The organism is Flavobacterium sp. LM5 (genome assembly GCF_002017945.1).
Taxonomy (GTDB): domain Bacteria; phylum Bacteroidota; class Bacteroidia; order Flavobacteriales; family Flavobacteriaceae; genus Flavobacterium; species Flavobacterium succinicans.
In genome coordinates this window covers 190,685-208,853 of sequence record NZ_MUFX01000005.1, presented here as the reverse complement: position 1 = coordinate 208,853, position 18,169 = coordinate 190,685, and the positions used below count along the sequence as shown (strand labels likewise).

The window sequence follows — 18,169 nt, the reverse complement described above, 5'->3', positions numbered from 1 at the left end:
TTTTCGTTTGTAAATAGTTCAATTTCCTTGTTTTTAGCGGGTTATCTTTTGTGTTTTGTTAATTATTTGTTAAATATAGGTACTATGCAAAACAAGATACTGTTTAAAAGATATATATTTGCATAGGATATTATTATTTAAAACAACAAATCAAAAAACTAAAAAAATAAAAATCATGAAAGCATCAATCATTTACACAGTAGCAGTTTCAGTAGTTTTAATTTCAACTTTAGAAATTCGTTTAGACAAAAATAATTTCGGTAAAATAGGAACTAGAAGAGCAGCCAAAATCAATTCTAGTTTTAAACAAAATGAATACCAAAAAGCAACAGTAGATTTTTCTAAAGTTCAATTGGCTAAAACAAATTTTGAAGTTAAAAAGGAAAGTCCAATAGTTTTAGTAAAGCCAGAACTTGTTTTAGAAGAAACCCCTACAGTTTTAGAATTGATTTCATCAACTCAAAAAAGTATTTCTTTTGAAAGTGCTATCATTGAAGAAACAGAAAAAGACGAAACTAGAGCTTTAGATTTTCATAAATTCAATACTTTATCATATGAGGAAGAAGCTATCGAAATACCATTTACATCAAACAAAGAGTATACTTTTGAATATAGATTAAATCAAGAATATACAATAATAGGAGACGTAGATCAAAATGAAACCCAAACATTAGATTTTGATGGGATCAATACGTTAGCAATGTATGATGAAGCTATAGTTTTGCCTTCTTCAACTATTGAAAGTAATACTGTAGACTTTAATGTAGTAGGTGAGGACAATGCTTTGTCAGAAGTGCCTCTAGATTTTAATTGGATTGAAACTTTACAAATGTTTGACGAACCAATCGTGACTCCTTATCATCCTTTGACCGAAAAGAATTTAGTAATTACAGATTACTTAGATAATACGATTATCGAATCTAATCAATAAGTTAAAAGTAAAATAAAAGTTAATTTATTTAAAGTGTTGTAACATTAACCATTGGGTAACGTCTATAGTCTAAGGTTGTTTTAATTTTAATGTTCTTAAAAATCAAGTGTTTAAACAGTGAGTTAATTATTAGTTAATAAATAGTACCTTGTAATACACATAATTAAAAATACCTTACTTTTGAATAGAGTTTTAATCATCAATCAATAATCAAAAATCACAATCATCATGAAAAAATCAATCATCTGTTTAGGTTTAGTAGTAGTACTGTCAAGTTTTGCTACAAAAGTAGAAGCGGCAAACGTTAAATCATTTGCTAAAGTAAAAGTTATGACTCCTACATATGGAGAAGCAACACCTTTGCACGTCGCAATTTATAAAGGCGATTTGGAATTCATCAAAAAATTAATAGACTTTGGTGCTGATGTCAATGAAAAATCATACGGTTTAACACCTTTAATGATTGCAGCGCGATACAACAAAGTCGAAATCATGAAATTACTAATTGCCAAAGGAGCAAAGGTAGATGAGAAAACAAATTTCGGTATCGATGCTGCCAAGTATGCTCAATTATCCAATGCAAAAGAGGCTTTTGTCTTTCTTCAATTAAATCACGCCAACGCTATAGTACAGCGCTAATTGTAATGAATTATCAATCGTACAACAAGAAAGTGTCACAAAAAGTCCAGATGTCTTTCTGAAAAGTTTTTATATGAAAATTATTCATGTTAGCTATTCAAATATTTTACTTAAAAAAAGAGGTTGTCTTTATTTTTAGACAACCTCTTTTTTTTCACAATGTCTTAAATTTTTAAGCTAATTATTCTTTATATAGCATTATAGTGTTGTGATTTTTATGATTTTAGTGTTTTATTTGTGATTTAGAACAAATAATTATGTAAATTTCGTTACTTTGTATGTCCAATATATCTTCGAATTTAATTGTTACTATTTTAATCAGTAAGGTTATGATATCAAATTCGGTAACGCAAGTTGAAAAAGAAAAAGAGTGTGACGAAAAATATCGTGTTTTGGTCAAACAAATGCTTGATGCTATTGTTGTAACTACTTTTGATGGGCAGATTTTGAGTGTAAACGACAACACTTGTACGATATCTGGTTTCACCGAAGAAGAATTGTTAACCAAATCGATCTATGATTTTGTTTTCGATGACGAGCTCTTAATTAAGCCTTTTCAATATAAAAAATTAAGAAAAGGGTTATCTGTCCAATCGGAAAGGAAAGTAAAAAGAAATGATGGCACTATTCTGTACTTGGAAATTCGCTCTAAATTATTAACGAATAACACAATACTTTCTATTTTAAGAGATGTTTCTCATCGAAAATTGGCTGAAATTTTATTGATAGAAAAAGAACAGTTTTTGACAGAAACCCAACAAATTGCCAGTATTGGTACATATAGTATAGATTTAAAAAACGCAAAATGGTCTCGCTCTCCGCTTCTAGATACACTTTTGGGTATTTCCTCAGCTGACTCTTTTGATTCGCACATGTGGCTTGATTTGGTTCATCCTGATTTCAAACAAGATTTAGAGCATTATATTATGGATGATGTATTGACTCAAAAACATCCATTTGATAAAGAATACAAAATTATTCGACCTTCCGACGGAAAAGAGCGCTGGTTTCACGGTAAAGGATCCTTGAAATGTGATGCCTCTGGGATTCCTTATGTTATAGTCGGTACAATCCGTGACATTACAGAAAGGAAGGAACTAGAAATAGCTTTAATTAAAGCTAAAAAAAAGGCTGAAAAAGCCAATAAAACCAAATCAGAATTTTTAGCGAATATGAGTCATGAAATTCGCACTCCTTTAAATGGTATTATTGGTTTTTCAAACTTATTATCTGCAACCAACTTAGACGAACACCAAGTTGAATATTTGAAAACAATCAACGAATCGGCAATTACATTGCTAGGCATTATTAATAGTATTCTTGATTTTTCCAAAATAGAAGCAGGGAAATTTCAACTAAATATTGAACAAGTTGATCTGTACGAATTGGTGCAGCAAGCCATTCATCTTTTTAAATTTCAAGCACAGCAAAAAGGAGTTGAATTATCGGTAACCATTCACGAAAATGTCCCTTGTTTTGTATACGCTGATGCTTTACGTCTCAAACAAGTGTTGGTGAATTTAATTAGTAATGCGATTAAATTTACATTTATTGGTCAAATACATGTTGATATACAGGTGGTTGGTGGGTTTAAAGAAAGTGTATTTGCTATTCAATTTTCCGTTAAAGATACGGGGATCGGCATAAAAGAAAAAAATCAAGACAAGATCTTTGAGTCTTTTGTTCAAGAAGATACCACAACTTCAAGAGTATTTGGTGGGACAGGTCTTGGGTTAACGATTTGCAATCAGTTATTAGGATTAATGGGAAGTGAGCTTAAGGTAAATAGCCAAGTTGGAGTAGGAAGTGTTTTTTATTTTACCGTAAATTTGAAGGAATTACCAAATCAGACACAAAATAATTATGATACTATTGTAATGGAGAAAACGAATGAAATCAATTGGGATGATTTTAAGGTCTTGATTGTAGAAGATAACAAAGTAAATCGCTATCTGGCTGTAACACTGACAAAAAAAATATTTCCAAATGCTATCATCTCTGAGGCAAATGATGGAGACGAAGCGATTCAGTTAGCTCAAAACAAACTTTTTGATTTGATATTAATGGATATTCAAATGCCCCTGAAAAATGGTTATGAGGCTACTGCCGAAATCCGAAAATTACCTCAATATAAAAACATTCCTATCATTGCTTTAACGGCTGGAATCTTAAATGGTGAGCGTGAAAAATGTATTGAATTTGGCATGAATGACTATCTTTCTAAACCTATTTTGGTACAAGATTTTCAACAAATTATTCAAAAATGGATTCAATAATATCTTATATTGATTAATAACTAGTATCGTCTAATTTTACTTTTCCATTAAAGGTTTTATAGAGAAAAAAGAAATATGCTCCTAACAGCGGCGCACCAATGGCAACAATGGTAAGCATAATCCCTAATGATTTTTGAGACGATGCAGCATTGTAAATAGTAACACTATACTCTGGATTAATAGTTGATAAGAGCAAGGTTGGGTAGAGGTGAAGAGCCACCAACATTAGCAATAAAGACATAGTTAACGACGAAAAAATTAATGCTTTCATGTATTCTTTTTTTGAAACCAATCGGGGGACGTTGGCTACGGCTAAAAATGAAATTACAGGCACAGCAAAATAGAGTGGATTTTGTCTGAAATTTTCGGTTACTCCAGGAATAAAAATCAGAGTGTACAAAGAAGTGATACCAAAACTAACAATGAAAAAAATCATTCCTTTTCTTAATAGAAAAGTTAATCGTTGATGTAGTGTCCCCTCGGTTTTTAGCAACAAATAAATAGCACCTTGCGTCATGAATAATGATAGGGTAGTGAACCCAACCATGATTGCATAGGGATTCAAAAATGAAAGAATCACTCCACCTTTATAGCTAAAATTGGGTCCTAAGGCTAATCCTTGTAAAATATTTCCAAGAACAACGCCAAGTAAAAAAGCAATCATACTGCTAGAGGTACAGTATATAATATCCCAAGTTTTACGCCACCAGAGCATTTCTTCAGCACTTCTAAATTTGATGGCTGCAGCGCGTAAAATATTAAAAAATAAAAAAATCATAAACGGAACATACATTGCCGAAAGCATTGTGGCGTACATTACCGGAAAACCAGCAAATAATGCGCCTCCACCAATAACCAGCCAAACTTGATTCGCATCCCAAACCGGACCAATTGCGTTGATGGCAATTCGACGACTGATGTCTTTTCTGAAAAATAAATGCCAAGCGCCCGCTCCAAAATCAAATCCTTCTAAAATAGCATAACCAGAAAATAATAAGCCAATAACTAAATACCAAAGGGTAGGATAATCAGTACCTAAAAAATATTCCATTTGTTTTGTAATAAAAAAGGGTTAATTTAAAGCAATATCTGAATGTTCGTAAGGGCCGTGTTTTATTTTTTTATTTACAGAATAAATAAATAAAAGCAATAAAAGTGTGTATACCAAGGTAAAAAGAATCAAAGAAAATAGAATTTGTTGCGATGAAACTTCTTGAGAAAACGCTTGACTGGTTCTTAAATGGCCATACACCACCCAAGGTTGGCGCCCCATTTCGGCTGCAAACCACCCAACTTGATTGGCAATTTGTGGTAAGAGTACAGCGTAAGCAAAAACACCTAAAAGCCATTTTGTTTCATACAATGTGCCTCGGTACCATTTATAACAGGCAAAAAAGGTAAGTGCAATCAAGAACATACCAATAGAAATCATGATATGATAAAACTGAAATACGGCGTTGATTTGCCCTGGTCGATCTTCTTCAGGAAAATCGTTTAAACCTTTTATGGGCGCCTCAAAATCTTGATGTACTAAAAAGGATAAACCTCCAGGAATACTTAGTCCCGTTACAGTTTGATCTTTTTTATTTACCCAACCGAAAAGATATAGGTCTGCTGGGGCTTCTTTATCGAAATGCCCTTCCATGGCTGCTAATTTTGCGGGTTGATTTACCGCTACACCATCAGCTGAGCTATGACCAGAAAGTAATTGGGCGAAAGAGAAAACGGTGGCCACAACCAAAGCAATAGGAAAAGCTTTTTTTGAAATAGCTACAAAACGTCCTTTTCGCAAGTAATAAGCATGAACACTTAACACTAAAAAAGCACCAGCCAAGAAAGCGCCTTGCCAAGTATGAATTAATCGGTCTACGCTAGAAGGATTGAAAACCATTGCCCAAAAGTCAGTGACTTCAGCTCGGGCATTGAGTCCTTCACCTACAATGTGATAGCCTGCTGGAGTTTGTTGCCAAGAGTTAGCCACAACAATCCAAACGGCCGAAAACATAGATCCTAAGAACACACCAATAGTTGAAACCAAATGTACCCAAGGTTTTACTCGATTCCAACCAAAAAGTAAAATCCCCAAAAAGGTACTTTCTAATCCAAATGCGAATAATCCTTCGGCAGCTAAAGCACTTCCAAAAATATCTCCAACGTACCTTGAATAAACGGCCCAATTGGTACCAAATTCAAACTCCATGATAATTCCTGTAGCCACACCAATTCCAAAGGTTAAGGCAAAGATTTTAATCCAAAAACGAGTCAGAATTTCATATTCTTTGTTTCCTGTTTTTAGGTAAATACTTTCAAAAAGTACAATAAGAAGTCCAAGACCAATACTTAACGGGGGGTAGATATAATGAAAGGCAATAGTAAAGGCAAATTGGATACGAGCTAAAATTTCTACGTCCATTTTCTGTGTTTTTTATACACACAAAGATAAATCAGAATACAGAAAGTTTCATTTTTTTTTTGAGATATAGCAATAAAAACTTAAGAAAACGATTGAGAAAACCCTATTTTGTTCGTTTTTTCTCAAAAAAACTTCCGATTAGCCCTCCAATGAGTCCTCCGTACAACGTGCTGTTGATAGGATTCGAGGTGATAGAACAGCTTCCAGAAGCACATCCAATAGCCGAATAATACCAATAACCAGCTACTAAGCCCACCAAAATTCCAATCCCGGCGGCCACAATTCCTTGCTTGCTCATGTGTTGCTTTTCGCTATAATAATTTGGATCAATTCGTCCTTGCTTACCACACCCGATTGACGCCACAATTGCTCGCCGTTTTGAAACAAAATCATTGTGGGTACCCCGCGTACTTGAAACTGCGAAGCGATTGCTTGGTTTTTATCCACATCAATTTTGATAATCGTAATGCGTTCTCCAAGTGTTTCTTTTACTTGTTTCAAAATTGGACTTAGCATTTGACAAGGGCCACACCAAGTAGCAAAAAAATCGACCAAAACAGCTTGGTCTGAAGCTATCAATTGTTGAAAATTATTCATGGTATCTCAAATTATTTTTTTGGCATAGCGCAACCATTGGCACCACAACCTGCGTTAAACAAAGCTTGAAGCAGGAAAAACAAGCCGAAAATGATAAAAAACCATTCTCGTGTAGCATACGCCTCAACTAACAAAAACAAGGCAAAAGCCAATCTAATCCAGCGCATCAAGTGCCAGTTGCTAAATAATTGTGTCTTCATTATTATCTTAAAGTGTAATTTTTATTAATTTTTTGAAACGGGCACATGAGGCTTCTCAGGCAACATCGTCCCGTTATCCGCTATATCTTTGCTTTTTTTTTAATCAAAAAAGCAAAGGATGCCACTCCTACCGGGGTTATAGAGAAACAATTTGCTTTTCTAGTATCATTTTTTCTATCTGTTATTGAAATCACTATTGTTAAATGATATCAAATCATTCCAGTTCTACTCTAAAAGCTAGATTTTTTGTATAAAAGGACACAAAACATTATGCTAATACTCCAATTTAAAGTTGTAGTGCAATACTATATTCGGGCTCATAGGCTAGTAAGTCAATTAGGGTTTTTAACGCAATTTCATTGGTACTAGTGACAATCAAATCCGAAAAAGAAGCATTGATTTGTGCATCAACTACACCTGGAATAGCGTGTATTTTATCAAGAATCGTTTTAGTGCAATTCGAGCAAGTAACTCCTTGTAGCGTAAAGTATTGTACAATTATATTTGCCTTTTTTTGAAAAATAAAAAACAGTTCTGTAGCAGCTCTTGGTGAAGCCGAGTTCACACACACCGAGAGTGTTTTTAGATCAAAAGCTGGCGCAAATAATTTTTCATACTCTTTCTGATTGCCACCAAAAGGCGGACTTATTTCGAAATCACGATTAAAAAATAATCCTACTATTTTGCCATTTTCTGTCAAAAGTTGATGCATTTTCCAAACGTATTGCTGACGCATGTGCGGGGGCAAAGCACAGAAAAAAGTTTGTTCCAGAATCAAATCATAACGATCTTGAAGTTCGAAAAAATCACCCAAAAGTACTCGTATAGCAGTAGTATTCTTAAATTTTTGTTTTAATTTTTCAACCAAAGTTGGCGCAATATCAATTACGGTGATATTGGTAAACCCTTTTTCTAAGAGGTATTCAGCTTCATACGTATTGCCACAGCCCGGAATTAGTATCGAAATACTGGGATCCTTCAACTGATCGATATATTCTTTAATAGGAGGCGAAACCGCACCCAAATCCCAACCTGTGGTTTGAGATTGGTATTGCAAATTCCAATAGGATTCGTCTAACGGTTTCTCGCAACTCGTTACGCAACAATTCAAGTCTTTCATGCTTATTTTTTCTTAATGGTCGATATCCCGAAGGGTAAATACAATGGACAAAAACTAATAAAACTAGTCAACAAAAACACAATAGCCAGTGCTAATAATACTATCGCCATGGTTCCGTCAATCACTTTAGTATAATAAAGCGAAGCAATTACAATCGCGATCAACACTCGAATTCTTTTATCGGTTATTCCCATGTTTTTTTTCATGATGCTTTGATTGAGTTAATGGTTTAATTTCAGTGTATTATAAAATAAGTGTGGGAGTTTCAATTATATTTTCCTCACTTGTTTTGCTTCATGGCTTTTAATCTATTGTCTTGTTTTTACTTCAACACTTTACTTTGGCAAACAAAATCTGTTTTTGGGACCGTTGTTTTGGCAATAGCATTAAAACCACCTTCAATTTCGGTGAAGTTTCTAAAGCCGCGTGCTTGTAAGATTGAGGCAGCAATCATGCTTCGATAACCACCGGCACAATGCATGTAAAAATGTTGTTTCGGATCTATAGTTGTAATCCAATCGTTGATTGCAGACAAGGGTTTGTTATAGGCTTCTGCAACATGCTCAGCACTGTACTCGCTTTCCTTTCTAATGTCTATGATTAGGTCGTTTGCCGTATTTAATTTTTCTTCAAACACCGCAGGAGTAATTCTATTAATGGTGTCAATTTCTTTATTTGCTTTTACCCACGATTTAAATCCCCCTTCTAAGTGCCCTAAAATTTGGTCAAAACCTACACGACTTAATCGAGTGACGGTTTCTTCTACTTTTTCGAGTTCTGTTACCAAAAGAATAGGTTGCTGTACATCGGCGATCATGGCTCCCACCCAAGGAGCAAAATCACCATTGATGCCTATATTTATGGATTGTGGAATGAAGGCTTTGCAAAAATCTCCATTGTTTCGGGTGTCTAAAATCAAAGCGCCAGTTTCTTCGGCTATTCTTTCAAAGTCGGCTACCGATAGCGCTCTCATTCCATTATGTAATACCTTTTCGAAACTTTCGTATCCCTTTTTGTTCATAGCAACGTTCATTCCGAAATAAGCGGGTGGAGGTAATAATCCATCGGTTACCTCTTTGATAAATTCAGCTTCGGTCATGTTAGCTCTCAAAGCATAGTTGGTCGCTTTTTGTTGTCCAATGGTGGAAACGGTTTCTTTACTCATGTTTTTGCCACACGCACTGCCGGCGCCATGAGCGGGATACACAATAACATCGTCAGACAAGGTCATTACTTTGTCTCTTAAAGAATGAAAAAGAATACCAGCCAATTGTTCTTGTGTCATTGCTGCTGCTTTTTGAGCTAAATCTGGGCGTCCAACATCGCCAATAAATAAGGTGTCGCCAGAGAAAATAGCGTGTTCTTTGCCGTTTTCATCCAACAGCAAGTAAGTGGAACTTTCCATGGTGTGACCAGGGGTGTGCAATACTTTGATTTTGATGTTTCCGATTTCAAAAACCTGATGATCTGTGGCAACTAGTGCCTCGAATTCTGGTTTAGCAGTGGGTCCATAAACAATAGGTGCGCCAGTTGCCTTACTTAAATCTAGGTGACCTGATACAAAATCTGCATGAAAATGTGTTTCGAAAATGTATTTTAGCTGTACACGATCGCGTTCTAAACGAGATAAATAGGGTTGTACCTCACGTAACGGGTCTATAATGGCCGCTTCGCCATTTGAAGTAATGTAATACGCTCCTTGCGCTAAACAACCGGTATAAATTTGTTCTATTTGCATGGTATTTGGATTTATTTGCTATACAAAAGTAGCATTGAATTTTGATAAATAATGTGATAAATGTTACTAAGTTATGACTAAAAAAAGAGCTCTTTTGAAATGATGTAAATTCCCATTACTAATATGAACCAGCCGAAAAGAGGTTTGAGTTTGGTGCCATCTATTTTTTTAGAGAGTCGCGTACCTATCAAAATTCCGATAAAGGCCATCGCAGCGATGGTTAGTAAAAAAGCATAATTGATTGGCGTGCCTATATATACATCACCTGCAAAACCAATGGCTGAATTAATAAAAATAATTAACAATGAAGTGCCAACGGCTTGTTTCATGGGGAGATTAGCAAAAAAAAGTAAAGCGGGTATGATTAAAAAACCGCCACCAGCGCCCAAAAAGCCCGTAATAATGCCAACAATAAAACCAATAAAACTCAATTGTGAGTAATTGGTGGTTGTAGCTGTAATTTCAGGAAGATTTTTTCGGATCATAGAAACGGCGGCTAAAATCATTAAAACCGAAAAAACAATCATAATTAAAAAGTCTTTTGAGACTTGATAACTTGCAATTGAGAATAAGGTTGAAGCGATTTTTGGAAAAATGACTTCTCTTATTATCAAGATAGAAACCACTGACGGTACTGCAAAATACAAAGCGGCTTTGATTTTTAAATGCCCCATTCGATAATGGCTAAAACACCCAAATAAGGAAGATAACCCAACAATAAATAAAGAATAACTAGTGGCTAATTCCGGGTTGATTTTGAATAAATATACCAAAATTGGTATGGTCAAAATAGATCCTCCACCTCCAATAAGCCCCAAGGATAAGCCAATAATAATAGACGCTAAATAGCCGATATATTCCATAATTAGATTTTATGATGCAAAGATGTTACTTTACTTTGGTGGATAGTGTAATTTTAGTCACATTACTAGGCAATGACAACAATACACTTAGTATAGTGTCGTATTTTGTTGTCGATTGTCTCAAATAAGTGACATGTTGCTAAAAGAAAAAACAATAGGTAAACTATGGGTTTGTCTATGAATCTTTATGGTATATTTGTGTATAGAGCTGTAATTGGTTTTATAAAGTCAAAAGTTCAATATGGTTGCGATGAAGTTTTAACAATCCTCTTTGTTCCATTTTTTTTAGCAGTCGAGAAATTACTTCTCTAGAGGTGTTTAAATCACTACCAATTTCTTGATGGGATAATTTTAAATCGTTACATCCGCATGAGACTACTTGACGTTTTAAGTAAAATTCCAAGCGTTCATCCATCGCTCTAAAAGCCACACTGTCCAATACTTCTAAAACTTCTTCAAAACGGTTGCGATAGGTGGCTACAACAAATTCGTACCAAGAGCGGTGCTCCATCATCCATTTGTCCATTAAGCTCAAAGGTATCGTTATGACTTCGGCTTCTTCGACTACTTTGGCCATTATTTGGCTCTTTTCGCTTCGTGTGGCACAAACCATTGAAAGCGCACAAGCTTGACCGGGTTGTAAATAATACATGAAAAATTCGCCACCATCCTCATCTTCACGGTAGATTTTAATTTTACCACTAATGACAAGCATTGTATTTTTAATGTATTGTCCTGTGCGCATGATTACTGTTCCTGCCGGAAAAACTTGTTCTTTTGCATTTTGGTCAATTTGCTCAAGTAATGAATTAGAAAAAGAAGGAAAGGTTTGTTTTATATGGGTACTCATTTTAAAATACGGATTGGTTGTTCTTGTCCATACAAATATAATGGAAATAATTTAGTGCTATTTTTGTTGATTTTTGCTTATGCAATTGATAATCTGTTATTTTTTAAATAAGAGTTTTAAAATTTGGGATTTATTTTGCTTTATTGTTTGTAAAATGGCAAAAAAATAAGTTTTATTATTGTTTGTATTTTACGATATCGTTTTCATTGAATTATTATCCATTTAACAATTTTGCCCCTTTTTGTTTTTGTAAAACATTGTATTTTTACCAAAAAGACAACTATGAATTTAACACAAGAAGATTGGATTGAGCAATTAGAAGCCGATTCAAATGCAGTTATACTAGATGTAAGAACTGAACAAGAATACAATGATGGTATTATAGCATCAGCTATAAATATTGATATTCATCAAGGGCCCATTTTTATTTCGGCTCTTGAAGCGTTAGATAAAACCAAAAGCTACTATGTATATTGTCGTTCGGGAGCAAGAAGTGCAAAGGCTTGTGAAATCATGAACGAACTAGGTTTTGAAAATGCTTTCAATTTAATGGGAGGTATTTTGGACTGGAATGGCGAGGTGGTTGCTCCAGAATAAGAAGTATTGAAGCTCCATCAAAAAAAATCAATTTAAACAAAATGAAGTAATGACTATGATTCCTGAAGAATATCAAATAAAAAATGTAATACATCAAGACACCTTTTTGGTGAATGGAGAATTGAAAAAGTGGACAGGGAAAACAACTCCAGTTTATTCTACCATTTCTTCTACACCAAATTATGAACCTACTTTATTGGGATCTATACCTTTTATGGGTGAAACAGAAGCCCTAGAGGCAGTTGATGCGGCTTATAATGCGTACAAAAATGGGCAAGGTTTATGGCCTACTATGAAAGTTTCGGATCGTATTAAGTGTATGGAAAACTTCGTGGGGCAAATGAAAAGCACCAGAACAGAAGTTGTCAAGTTGTTGATGTGGGAAATAGGAAAATCCTTAGGGGATTCCGAAAAAGAATTTGATAGAACGGTAGAATATATTTATGATACCATTGAAAGTCTTAAGGAATTGAATAGTCGCAGTGCTCATTTTGAAAAAGTACAGGGAGTAAATGCAATGGTACGAAGAGGGCCATTAGGAGTGGTTCTTTGTTTAGGTCCTTACAATTATCCTTTAAATGAGACTTTTTCATTGCTGATTCCTGCATTGATAATGGGGAATCCTGTAATCTTTAAGCCAGCAAAACATGGTGTTTTATTAATATCTCCTTTGTTGGAAGCGTTTAGAAATAGTTTCCCAAAAGGGGTTATTAATATTTTGTATGGTAGAGGCCGAGAAGTGGCTACGCCAGTAATGCAATCCGGTAAAGTAGATTTGTTGGCTCTGATTGGAAATAGTAAATCTGCGATAGCTTTACAGGACCAGCATCCCAACAAGAATCGCTTACGTTTAATCTTAGGATTAGAAGCCAAGAATCCAGCAATTGTTTTGCCAGATGCCGATTTGGATTTAGCAATTCAAGAATGTATCGCAGGATCGCTTTCTTTTAATGGACAACGATGCACCGCTTTGAAAGTGTTATATGTACACGAATCTATTGCAGAAGAGTTTAATGCTCGTTTTGCAGCCAAAGTCGATGAATTGAAATACGGAAATCCTTGGGAGAAAGGTGTAATGTTAACACCACTGCCTGAAGTAGAAAAGCCAAATTATATTCAAGAATTAATTGATGACGCTACCGCAAAAGGTGCTAAAGTGATCAATGCAAAAGGAGGTCAAAGAACAGAGAATTCAATTTTTCCAGCGGTTGTTTTTCCAGTAAATAAAGACATGCGTGTATATCACGAAGAGCAATTTGGTCCTATCGTTCCTATTTTGACTTTCAAAGATATTCAAGAACCTTTAAATGACATGGCAGCCTCTAGTTATGGACAACAAGTGAGTCTTTTTGGTCAAGATATCAAAACCATTGCCCCGCTAATTGATGCTTTGGTTAATTTAGTGTGTAGAGTGAATTTGAATAGTTCTTGTCAAAGAGGTCCGGATGTGTTTCCATTTACAGGTCGTAAAGATTCTGCTGTAGGTACCTTGAGTATTCATGATGCTTTGCGTTCTTTTTCTATCCGCACCTTTGTGGCTTCTAAAGACAATGCTTATAACAATGCAATTTTGCAAGAATTATTGAATAGCAAAGAATCCAATTTTATTAATACCGATTATATTTTGTAATACATTGATATTTCAGTACAAAATATTTTTTTAAATCGCACTATTTGGGCGTTACCACAAGGGTCGGGCTTTACGTTATAATCTTTTTGAGGCAGAAAAAGCTTCAAAAAGGATTTTTACTGCAAACGAAGTATACTGAACTCCTATGAAAATAGTATAAGTGAAGTAATCCCTAACGCAAAATTCCGTGCTAGAAAGAATTAAGCGTAGTATTCATAAAACAACAAAAAAAAGCTGTCCGAAAAGTAATTTTCAGACAGCTTTTTTTATAAGAATTAAAATTTATTGATGATGATAGGGTTCGTTTCGCAAAATAGTATAGCCACGATACAATTGCTCAATAAAGAACAGTCGAACCATTTGATGCGAAAAGGTCATGTCTGAGAGAGATATTTTGCCTTGTGCTGCTGCGTAAACCGTATCAGAGAATCCGTAGGGGCCTCCAATTACAAAAACCAAGGTTTTAATACCTGAATTCATTTTTTTTTGAAGTTCAAGAGAAAATGAAACACTTGAAAACTTTTTACCATTTTCGTCCAAAAGTAGTAGTTGGTCGGTTGGTGTTATTTTGGATAAAATAAGTTGTCCTTCTTTATCTTTTTGTTGACTTTCGGATAAGTTTTTTACATTCTTAATGTCTGGAATGATTTCAAGTTCAAATTTGATGTAAAAAGATAATCTTTTCGTGTAATCATCAATTAAAGTTTGAAGTGATTTATTATCCGTTTTTCCAATAGTGATTAATTTGATATTCATCTGTATAGTGTTCAATTTGCAAAAGTAGAAAATTGAGATGAAAATAGGTGATTTTACCTGTGGTTTACAACTTATTCAAGAAGGTTGTTTTTGGTGTGGTCTTGATTATTTAAATTTTTATCGCTAAATCAAGATTGTAATTGCTACATACTTGAAATGAAAAAAATAGCTGTCTCTTTTGAAACAGCTATTTTTTTTGGTTTTGGGGCATTGTAGTTTATAGAAATTCTCCGTGTTGAGAAATGTCTAATCCTAGTTCTTCTTTATCTTCACTTACACGTAATGGAGTAATTTTGTTTACAATAAAGAATAAAGCATAAGAAGCAGCAAAAGCGAAAACAGACACTAGTACCAAAGCTTTTAATTGAATTAAAAATAAAGTTGCGTCACCAAATAAAAGACCTTCGTTGTCACCAACTATTGGGTTTACTGCTTTTGATGCAAAAACACCAGTTAAAAGCATTCCTACCATACCACCAACACCATGACAAGCAAATACGTCTAAGGCGTCATCAATTTTTCCTTTAGGGAATTTGCCACAAACAACATTACTTACTACGCTAGCAATGATTCCAATGGCAATTGCATGAGGAATAGTCACGAAACCTGCAGCAGGTGTTACGGCTACTAGACCAACAACAGCTCCAATACACGCACCCATAGCTGATAATTTATGTCCTTGAATTTTGTCAAAAAACACCCATGTCATTGCAGCAGCAGCAGCAGCAACAGTTGTAGTTCCTAAAGCTTGCGAAGCTAAGCCACTAGCTCCAACTGCAGAACCTGCATTGAAACCAAACCAGCCAAACCATAATAAACCAGTTCCTAATAATACATAAGTAATACGAGCTGGGTTAACCTTTTGTACTTTTCTTTTGCCTAAGAACATGGCACCTGCCAAAGCAGCCCATCCAGCACTCATGTGAACTACAGTTCCTCCAGCGAAGTCTAATACTCCCCATCCGAAGAATAATCCATCAGGATGCCAAGTCATGTGACATAATGGAGCGTAGATGAATAATATGAATAAAACCATGAATAATAAGTAAGCCCAGAAGCGAACACGCTCTGCAAATGCGCCAGTGATTAATGCGGGTGTGATAATCGCAAATTTGGCTTGGAAGAAGGCAAATAATATAAACGGGATAGTTGGTGCTAATTCCCAAGCGGTTGAAGCGTTAACTCCTTGAAACATAAAGTTACTTGAAGGATCTCCAATAATTCCTCCTACAGAAGGACCGAAGCATAATCCGAATCCAACTACTACCCATAATACAGTAACAATGACCATAGCCATGAAACTCTGTAACATAGTACTAATTACATTCTTTTTGCCAACCATACCTCCGTAAAAAAATCCAAGACCTGGTGTCATTAATAGTACTAGAGCTGAGGCAACAATCATCCATGCGGTATCACCGGTATCTAATTTTAAGGCTACCACGTGAGCGCCTAATGTTGCAGCTTCGGTTTGGAAATAGATTGAAAAAATGGATAATACCAAAATTGTGATCAGTATCACACTCAAAATAATTTTTCGCATATTTTTTAGTTTTAGTTTAATTATAGGCTAAAAATATAAAATCATTTTAAACCCCTATAAAAAATCATAATTAAAAATTAATTTTTATTAATTTGATAGTTTACCCCTTGAATTTTAAGGGTAGTTTTTATTTTTGATGAATTATTTTGCATTTTATTAATGCGAGTTTTTTTCTTTAAATGAAAAAAAGTAAAATTTTGAGTGGTCAAGGCCTTGATGTTCTCTTTTTTGTATAAAAAGAAAGGAGACATTTTGCGAAATGTCTCCTTTTTAAATTCAAAAAAAAAATCCTTTATTTATAAAGTATGCTCACTCAAAATACGATATACTTCGTTGATATTATTGCCACCTTTACCAAATTGTTTGGTAATAGGATTAGGCTCATTGTTCAACCAAATTTTTAAATCGGCATCCATGTCTAAGATTCCGGCACTCTCTTTTGAGAATTTTTTGATGTTTTTATAAGGAATCGATAAATAGTCTACTTTGGAACCTACTAATTGTTTTTCGACTAGTATTAATCTTTTGTTGGTGAAAACAAACATATCTTTTATTAATCGGAAGGCTTTTTCGATTACTTCGCCTTCAATTAATATTGGTTCAAACTCTTTAGAAGCACTTTCGATAGTTACTTCTGAGGCGTTTCCTAAAATGGCATTGAATAGTCCCATAGTTTTTTATTTTTGATTGTATTTTGCTTTGTATTTATCGCTAAGTTTTGTTTGATGCGTCGCTAAACTAATCATTCTTCCTTGGATAAAGGCATGGGTTAATTTGTTAGTTCTCATATCTAAAGCATCGCCTTCTGAGATGAAAAGTGTAGCATCTTTGCCTTCTTCTAATGAACCACATTGTTGGTCAATACCTAATAACTTAGCGGTATTCAAAGTGATTAATTGTAACGCTTTTTCTTTGTCTAAGCCATAAGCTACACAAGTTCCTGCTAAAAAAGGGAGATTTCTTGAACTCATTCTTTCTTTACTTCCGCTATTTTCTAGACCAACCAGAATTCCTTTATCAGTTAATATTTTGGCCATTTTATAGGGTAAATCGATATCTTGGTCTTCGTTGGTAGGCATATCGTGAATTCTTCTTAAAAGTACACCAATATTGTTTTTAAGCAAAAGCGGTGCTACTTTATAGGCTTCGAATCCGCCAACAATCACCATTTTTTTAATTCCGTTCTCAAGAGCTAATTGAATACCATCCGTTATTTGTTTTTCTTCATCAGCGTGAATGAACAAGGTTTGAGTTCCGTCGAATAGGCCTTTCGTAGCTTCAGTAACTAAGTTTCTGCTGTCTGAGGTACCGCCTAAATAAGCTTTCGCACTTTTGAAAAAAGCATTTAATTCTTGCAGTTGTTTGTTGTACTCTTTATTTGGCTCGATAGAACCTGGTTCTGCCCACCAGCCACCTCTTCTAAAAGTAGCAGGAAGATTAATGTGGATACCATCGTTCTCTTTTATTAGTGCTTCTTTCCAGTGCCAAGCATCTAATTGTACGATAGAAGAACTACCAGAGATTCGTCCTCCTCTTGGTGTGATTTGAGCCATCAAAATTCCGTTTGGGCGAACGGTTTCAATCACTTTTGAATCGGCAGTGTAGGCCACAATACTTCTAACGTTGGGATTAAAAGTTCCAATTTCTTCCTCATCATCCGAAGATTTTACCGCGTCTATTTCTACCAATCCCAAAGTAGAATTGGGTACGATAAATCCAGGATAGACGTGTTTTCCGGTGGCATCTATTGTTGTATTGTACGCATCTTTGGCTAATTTTATTTGTTGGGCATTGGCAACCAAAGTAATTTTTCCGTCTTTAAAACCAATGGCTGCGTTTTCTATAACTTCACCTGTTCCTAAATGTGCTGTGGCATTAAGGATAAGTATCGATTGTGATTGTGGTGGCGCAGGTATTTGTTGGGCTTGACTAAGTGTTGAGAAACCTAGAGTGGCCAATAAAAGTGCTATTTTTATGTTCATCTTTTTTAAAATTTGGTGTTCGTAGTGCATACTA

19 protein-coding genes are annotated in these 18,169 nt (G+C 34.8%); 5 read left to right on the top strand and 14 right to left on the bottom strand.

The genetic code is table 11. The features are described from left to right. Window positions 1–175 precede the first annotated feature (175 nt). The 3 genes from BXU11_RS14790 to BXU11_RS14780 all read left to right on the top strand — a co-directional run bounded on the left by BXU11_RS14790 (window position 176) and on the right by BXU11_RS14780 (window position 3,846). Window positions 176–931 carry a hypothetical protein gene (locus tag BXU11_RS14790; RefSeq protein WP_078213105.1) on the top strand — a complete coding sequence of 252 codons (756 nt, stop codon included), beginning with the start codon at window positions 176–178 and terminating at the stop codon, window positions 929–931. Window positions 932–1,159: 228 nt separating this feature from the next. Continuing rightward, window positions 1,160–1,570 carry an ankyrin repeat domain-containing protein gene (locus BXU11_RS14785; protein ID WP_078213104.1) on the top strand — a complete coding sequence of 137 codons (411 nt, stop codon included), beginning with the start codon at window positions 1,160–1,162 and terminating at the stop codon, window positions 1,568–1,570. Between the two features lie 329 nt (window positions 1,571–1,899). Beyond that, the gene (locus tag BXU11_RS14780; protein WP_189318539.1) at window positions 1,900–3,846 is read left to right on the top strand and encodes a PAS domain-containing hybrid sensor histidine kinase/response regulator; all 1,947 of its coding nucleotides are present in this window, start codon (window positions 1,900–1,902) and stop codon (window positions 3,844–3,846) included. 13 nt (window positions 3,847–3,859) lie between these two features. On the opposite strand, the gene cydB is transcribed toward BXU11_RS14780, so the two are convergent. The 10 genes from cydB to BXU11_RS14730 all read right to left on the bottom strand — a co-directional run bounded on the left by cydB (window position 3,860) and on the right by BXU11_RS14730 (window position 11,627). Beyond that, window positions 3,860–4,897 carry a cytochrome d ubiquinol oxidase subunit II gene (gene cydB / locus BXU11_RS14775; protein ID WP_078213102.1) on the bottom strand — a complete coding sequence of 346 codons (1,038 nt, stop codon included), beginning with the start codon at window positions 4,895–4,897 and terminating at the stop codon, window positions 3,860–3,862. A 21-nt stretch (window positions 4,898–4,918) separates the two neighbouring features. Further along, window positions 4,919–6,259, bottom strand: coding sequence for a cytochrome ubiquinol oxidase subunit I (locus tag BXU11_RS14770; protein WP_078213101.1), 1,341 nt, complete (start codon window positions 6,257–6,259; stop codon window positions 4,919–4,921). 103 nt (window positions 6,260–6,362) lie between these two features. Beyond that, complete coding sequence (locus BXU11_RS14765) at window positions 6,363–6,557, bottom strand: hypothetical protein (protein ID WP_078213100.1); 195 nt, start codon at window positions 6,555–6,557, stop codon at window positions 6,363–6,365. Further along, on the bottom strand, window positions 6,554–6,856 hold the full coding sequence (gene trxA / locus BXU11_RS14760; protein ID WP_078213099.1) for a thioredoxin: 303 nt from the start codon (window positions 6,854–6,856) through the stop codon (window positions 6,554–6,556). The genes BXU11_RS14765 and trxA overlap by 4 nt, the downstream gene beginning before the upstream one ends. An 11-nt stretch (window positions 6,857–6,867) precedes the next feature. Further along, window positions 6,868–7,056, bottom strand: coding sequence for a hypothetical protein (locus BXU11_RS14755; protein WP_078213098.1), 189 nt, complete (start codon window positions 7,054–7,056; stop codon window positions 6,868–6,870). Window positions 7,057–7,342: 286 nt separating this feature from the next. Beyond that, on the bottom strand, window positions 7,343–8,176 hold the full coding sequence (locus tag BXU11_RS14750; protein ID WP_078213097.1) for a methyltransferase domain-containing protein: 834 nt from the start codon (window positions 8,174–8,176) through the stop codon (window positions 7,343–7,345). Window positions 8,177–8,178: 2 nt separating this feature from the next. Continuing rightward, window positions 8,179–8,382: a DUF2892 domain-containing protein gene (locus BXU11_RS14745; protein ID WP_024980847.1), complete on the bottom strand. Its 204-nt coding sequence runs from the start codon at window positions 8,380–8,382 to the stop codon at window positions 8,179–8,181. Window positions 8,383–8,498: 116 nt separating this feature from the next. Beyond that, window positions 8,499–9,914 (bottom strand): rhodanese-like domain-containing protein, encoded by a 1,416-nt coding sequence (locus BXU11_RS14740; protein WP_078213096.1) that lies wholly within the window; start codon window positions 9,912–9,914, stop codon window positions 8,499–8,501. A 77-nt stretch (window positions 9,915–9,991) separates the two neighbouring features. Then, window positions 9,992–10,777, bottom strand: a complete 786-nt coding sequence (locus tag BXU11_RS14735; protein ID WP_024980845.1) for a sulfite exporter TauE/SafE family protein — start codon at window positions 10,775–10,777, stop codon at window positions 9,992–9,994. Window positions 10,778–10,997: 220 nt separating this feature from the next. Then, window positions 10,998–11,627, bottom strand: a complete 630-nt coding sequence (locus tag BXU11_RS14730; RefSeq protein ID WP_078213095.1) for a Crp/Fnr family transcriptional regulator — start codon at window positions 11,625–11,627, stop codon at window positions 10,998–11,000. 282 nt (window positions 11,628–11,909) lie between these two features. On the opposite strand from BXU11_RS14730, the gene BXU11_RS14725 reads away from it, so the two are divergent. After that, on the top strand, window positions 11,910–12,224 hold the full coding sequence (locus tag BXU11_RS14725; RefSeq protein WP_024980843.1) for a rhodanese-like domain-containing protein: 315 nt from the start codon (window positions 11,910–11,912) through the stop codon (window positions 12,222–12,224). A 49-nt stretch (window positions 12,225–12,273) separates the two neighbouring features. Then, window positions 12,274–13,854 (top strand): NADP-dependent glyceraldehyde-3-phosphate dehydrogenase, encoded by a 1,581-nt coding sequence (locus BXU11_RS14720; RefSeq protein ID WP_078213094.1) that lies wholly within the window; start codon window positions 12,274–12,276, stop codon window positions 13,852–13,854. Between the two features lie 282 nt (window positions 13,855–14,136). Here BXU11_RS14720 and rlmH read toward each other — a convergent pair whose 3' ends face one another. From rlmH to BXU11_RS14700, 4 genes are all read right to left on the bottom strand, one after another. Further along, window positions 14,137–14,610 carry a 23S rRNA (pseudouridine(1915)-N(3))-methyltransferase RlmH gene (rlmH, locus tag BXU11_RS14715; protein ID WP_078213093.1) on the bottom strand — a complete coding sequence of 158 codons (474 nt, stop codon included), beginning with the start codon at window positions 14,608–14,610 and terminating at the stop codon, window positions 14,137–14,139. A 217-nt stretch (window positions 14,611–14,827) separates the two neighbouring features. Beyond that, on the bottom strand, window positions 14,828–16,153 hold the full coding sequence (locus BXU11_RS14710) for an ammonium transporter (RefSeq protein WP_078213092.1): 1,326 nt from the start codon (window positions 16,151–16,153) through the stop codon (window positions 14,828–14,830). A 296-nt stretch (window positions 16,154–16,449) separates the two neighbouring features. Next, a complete protein-coding gene (locus BXU11_RS14705; RefSeq protein ID WP_078213091.1) occupies window positions 16,450–16,824 on the bottom strand; it encodes a PH domain-containing protein in 375 nt (124 codons plus the stop codon). Window positions 16,825–16,830: 6 nt separating this feature from the next. Then, window positions 16,831–18,135 (bottom strand): amidohydrolase family protein, encoded by a 1,305-nt coding sequence (locus tag BXU11_RS14700; protein ID WP_024980838.1) that lies wholly within the window; start codon window positions 18,133–18,135, stop codon window positions 16,831–16,833. Window positions 18,136–18,169: the final 34 nt, after the last annotated feature.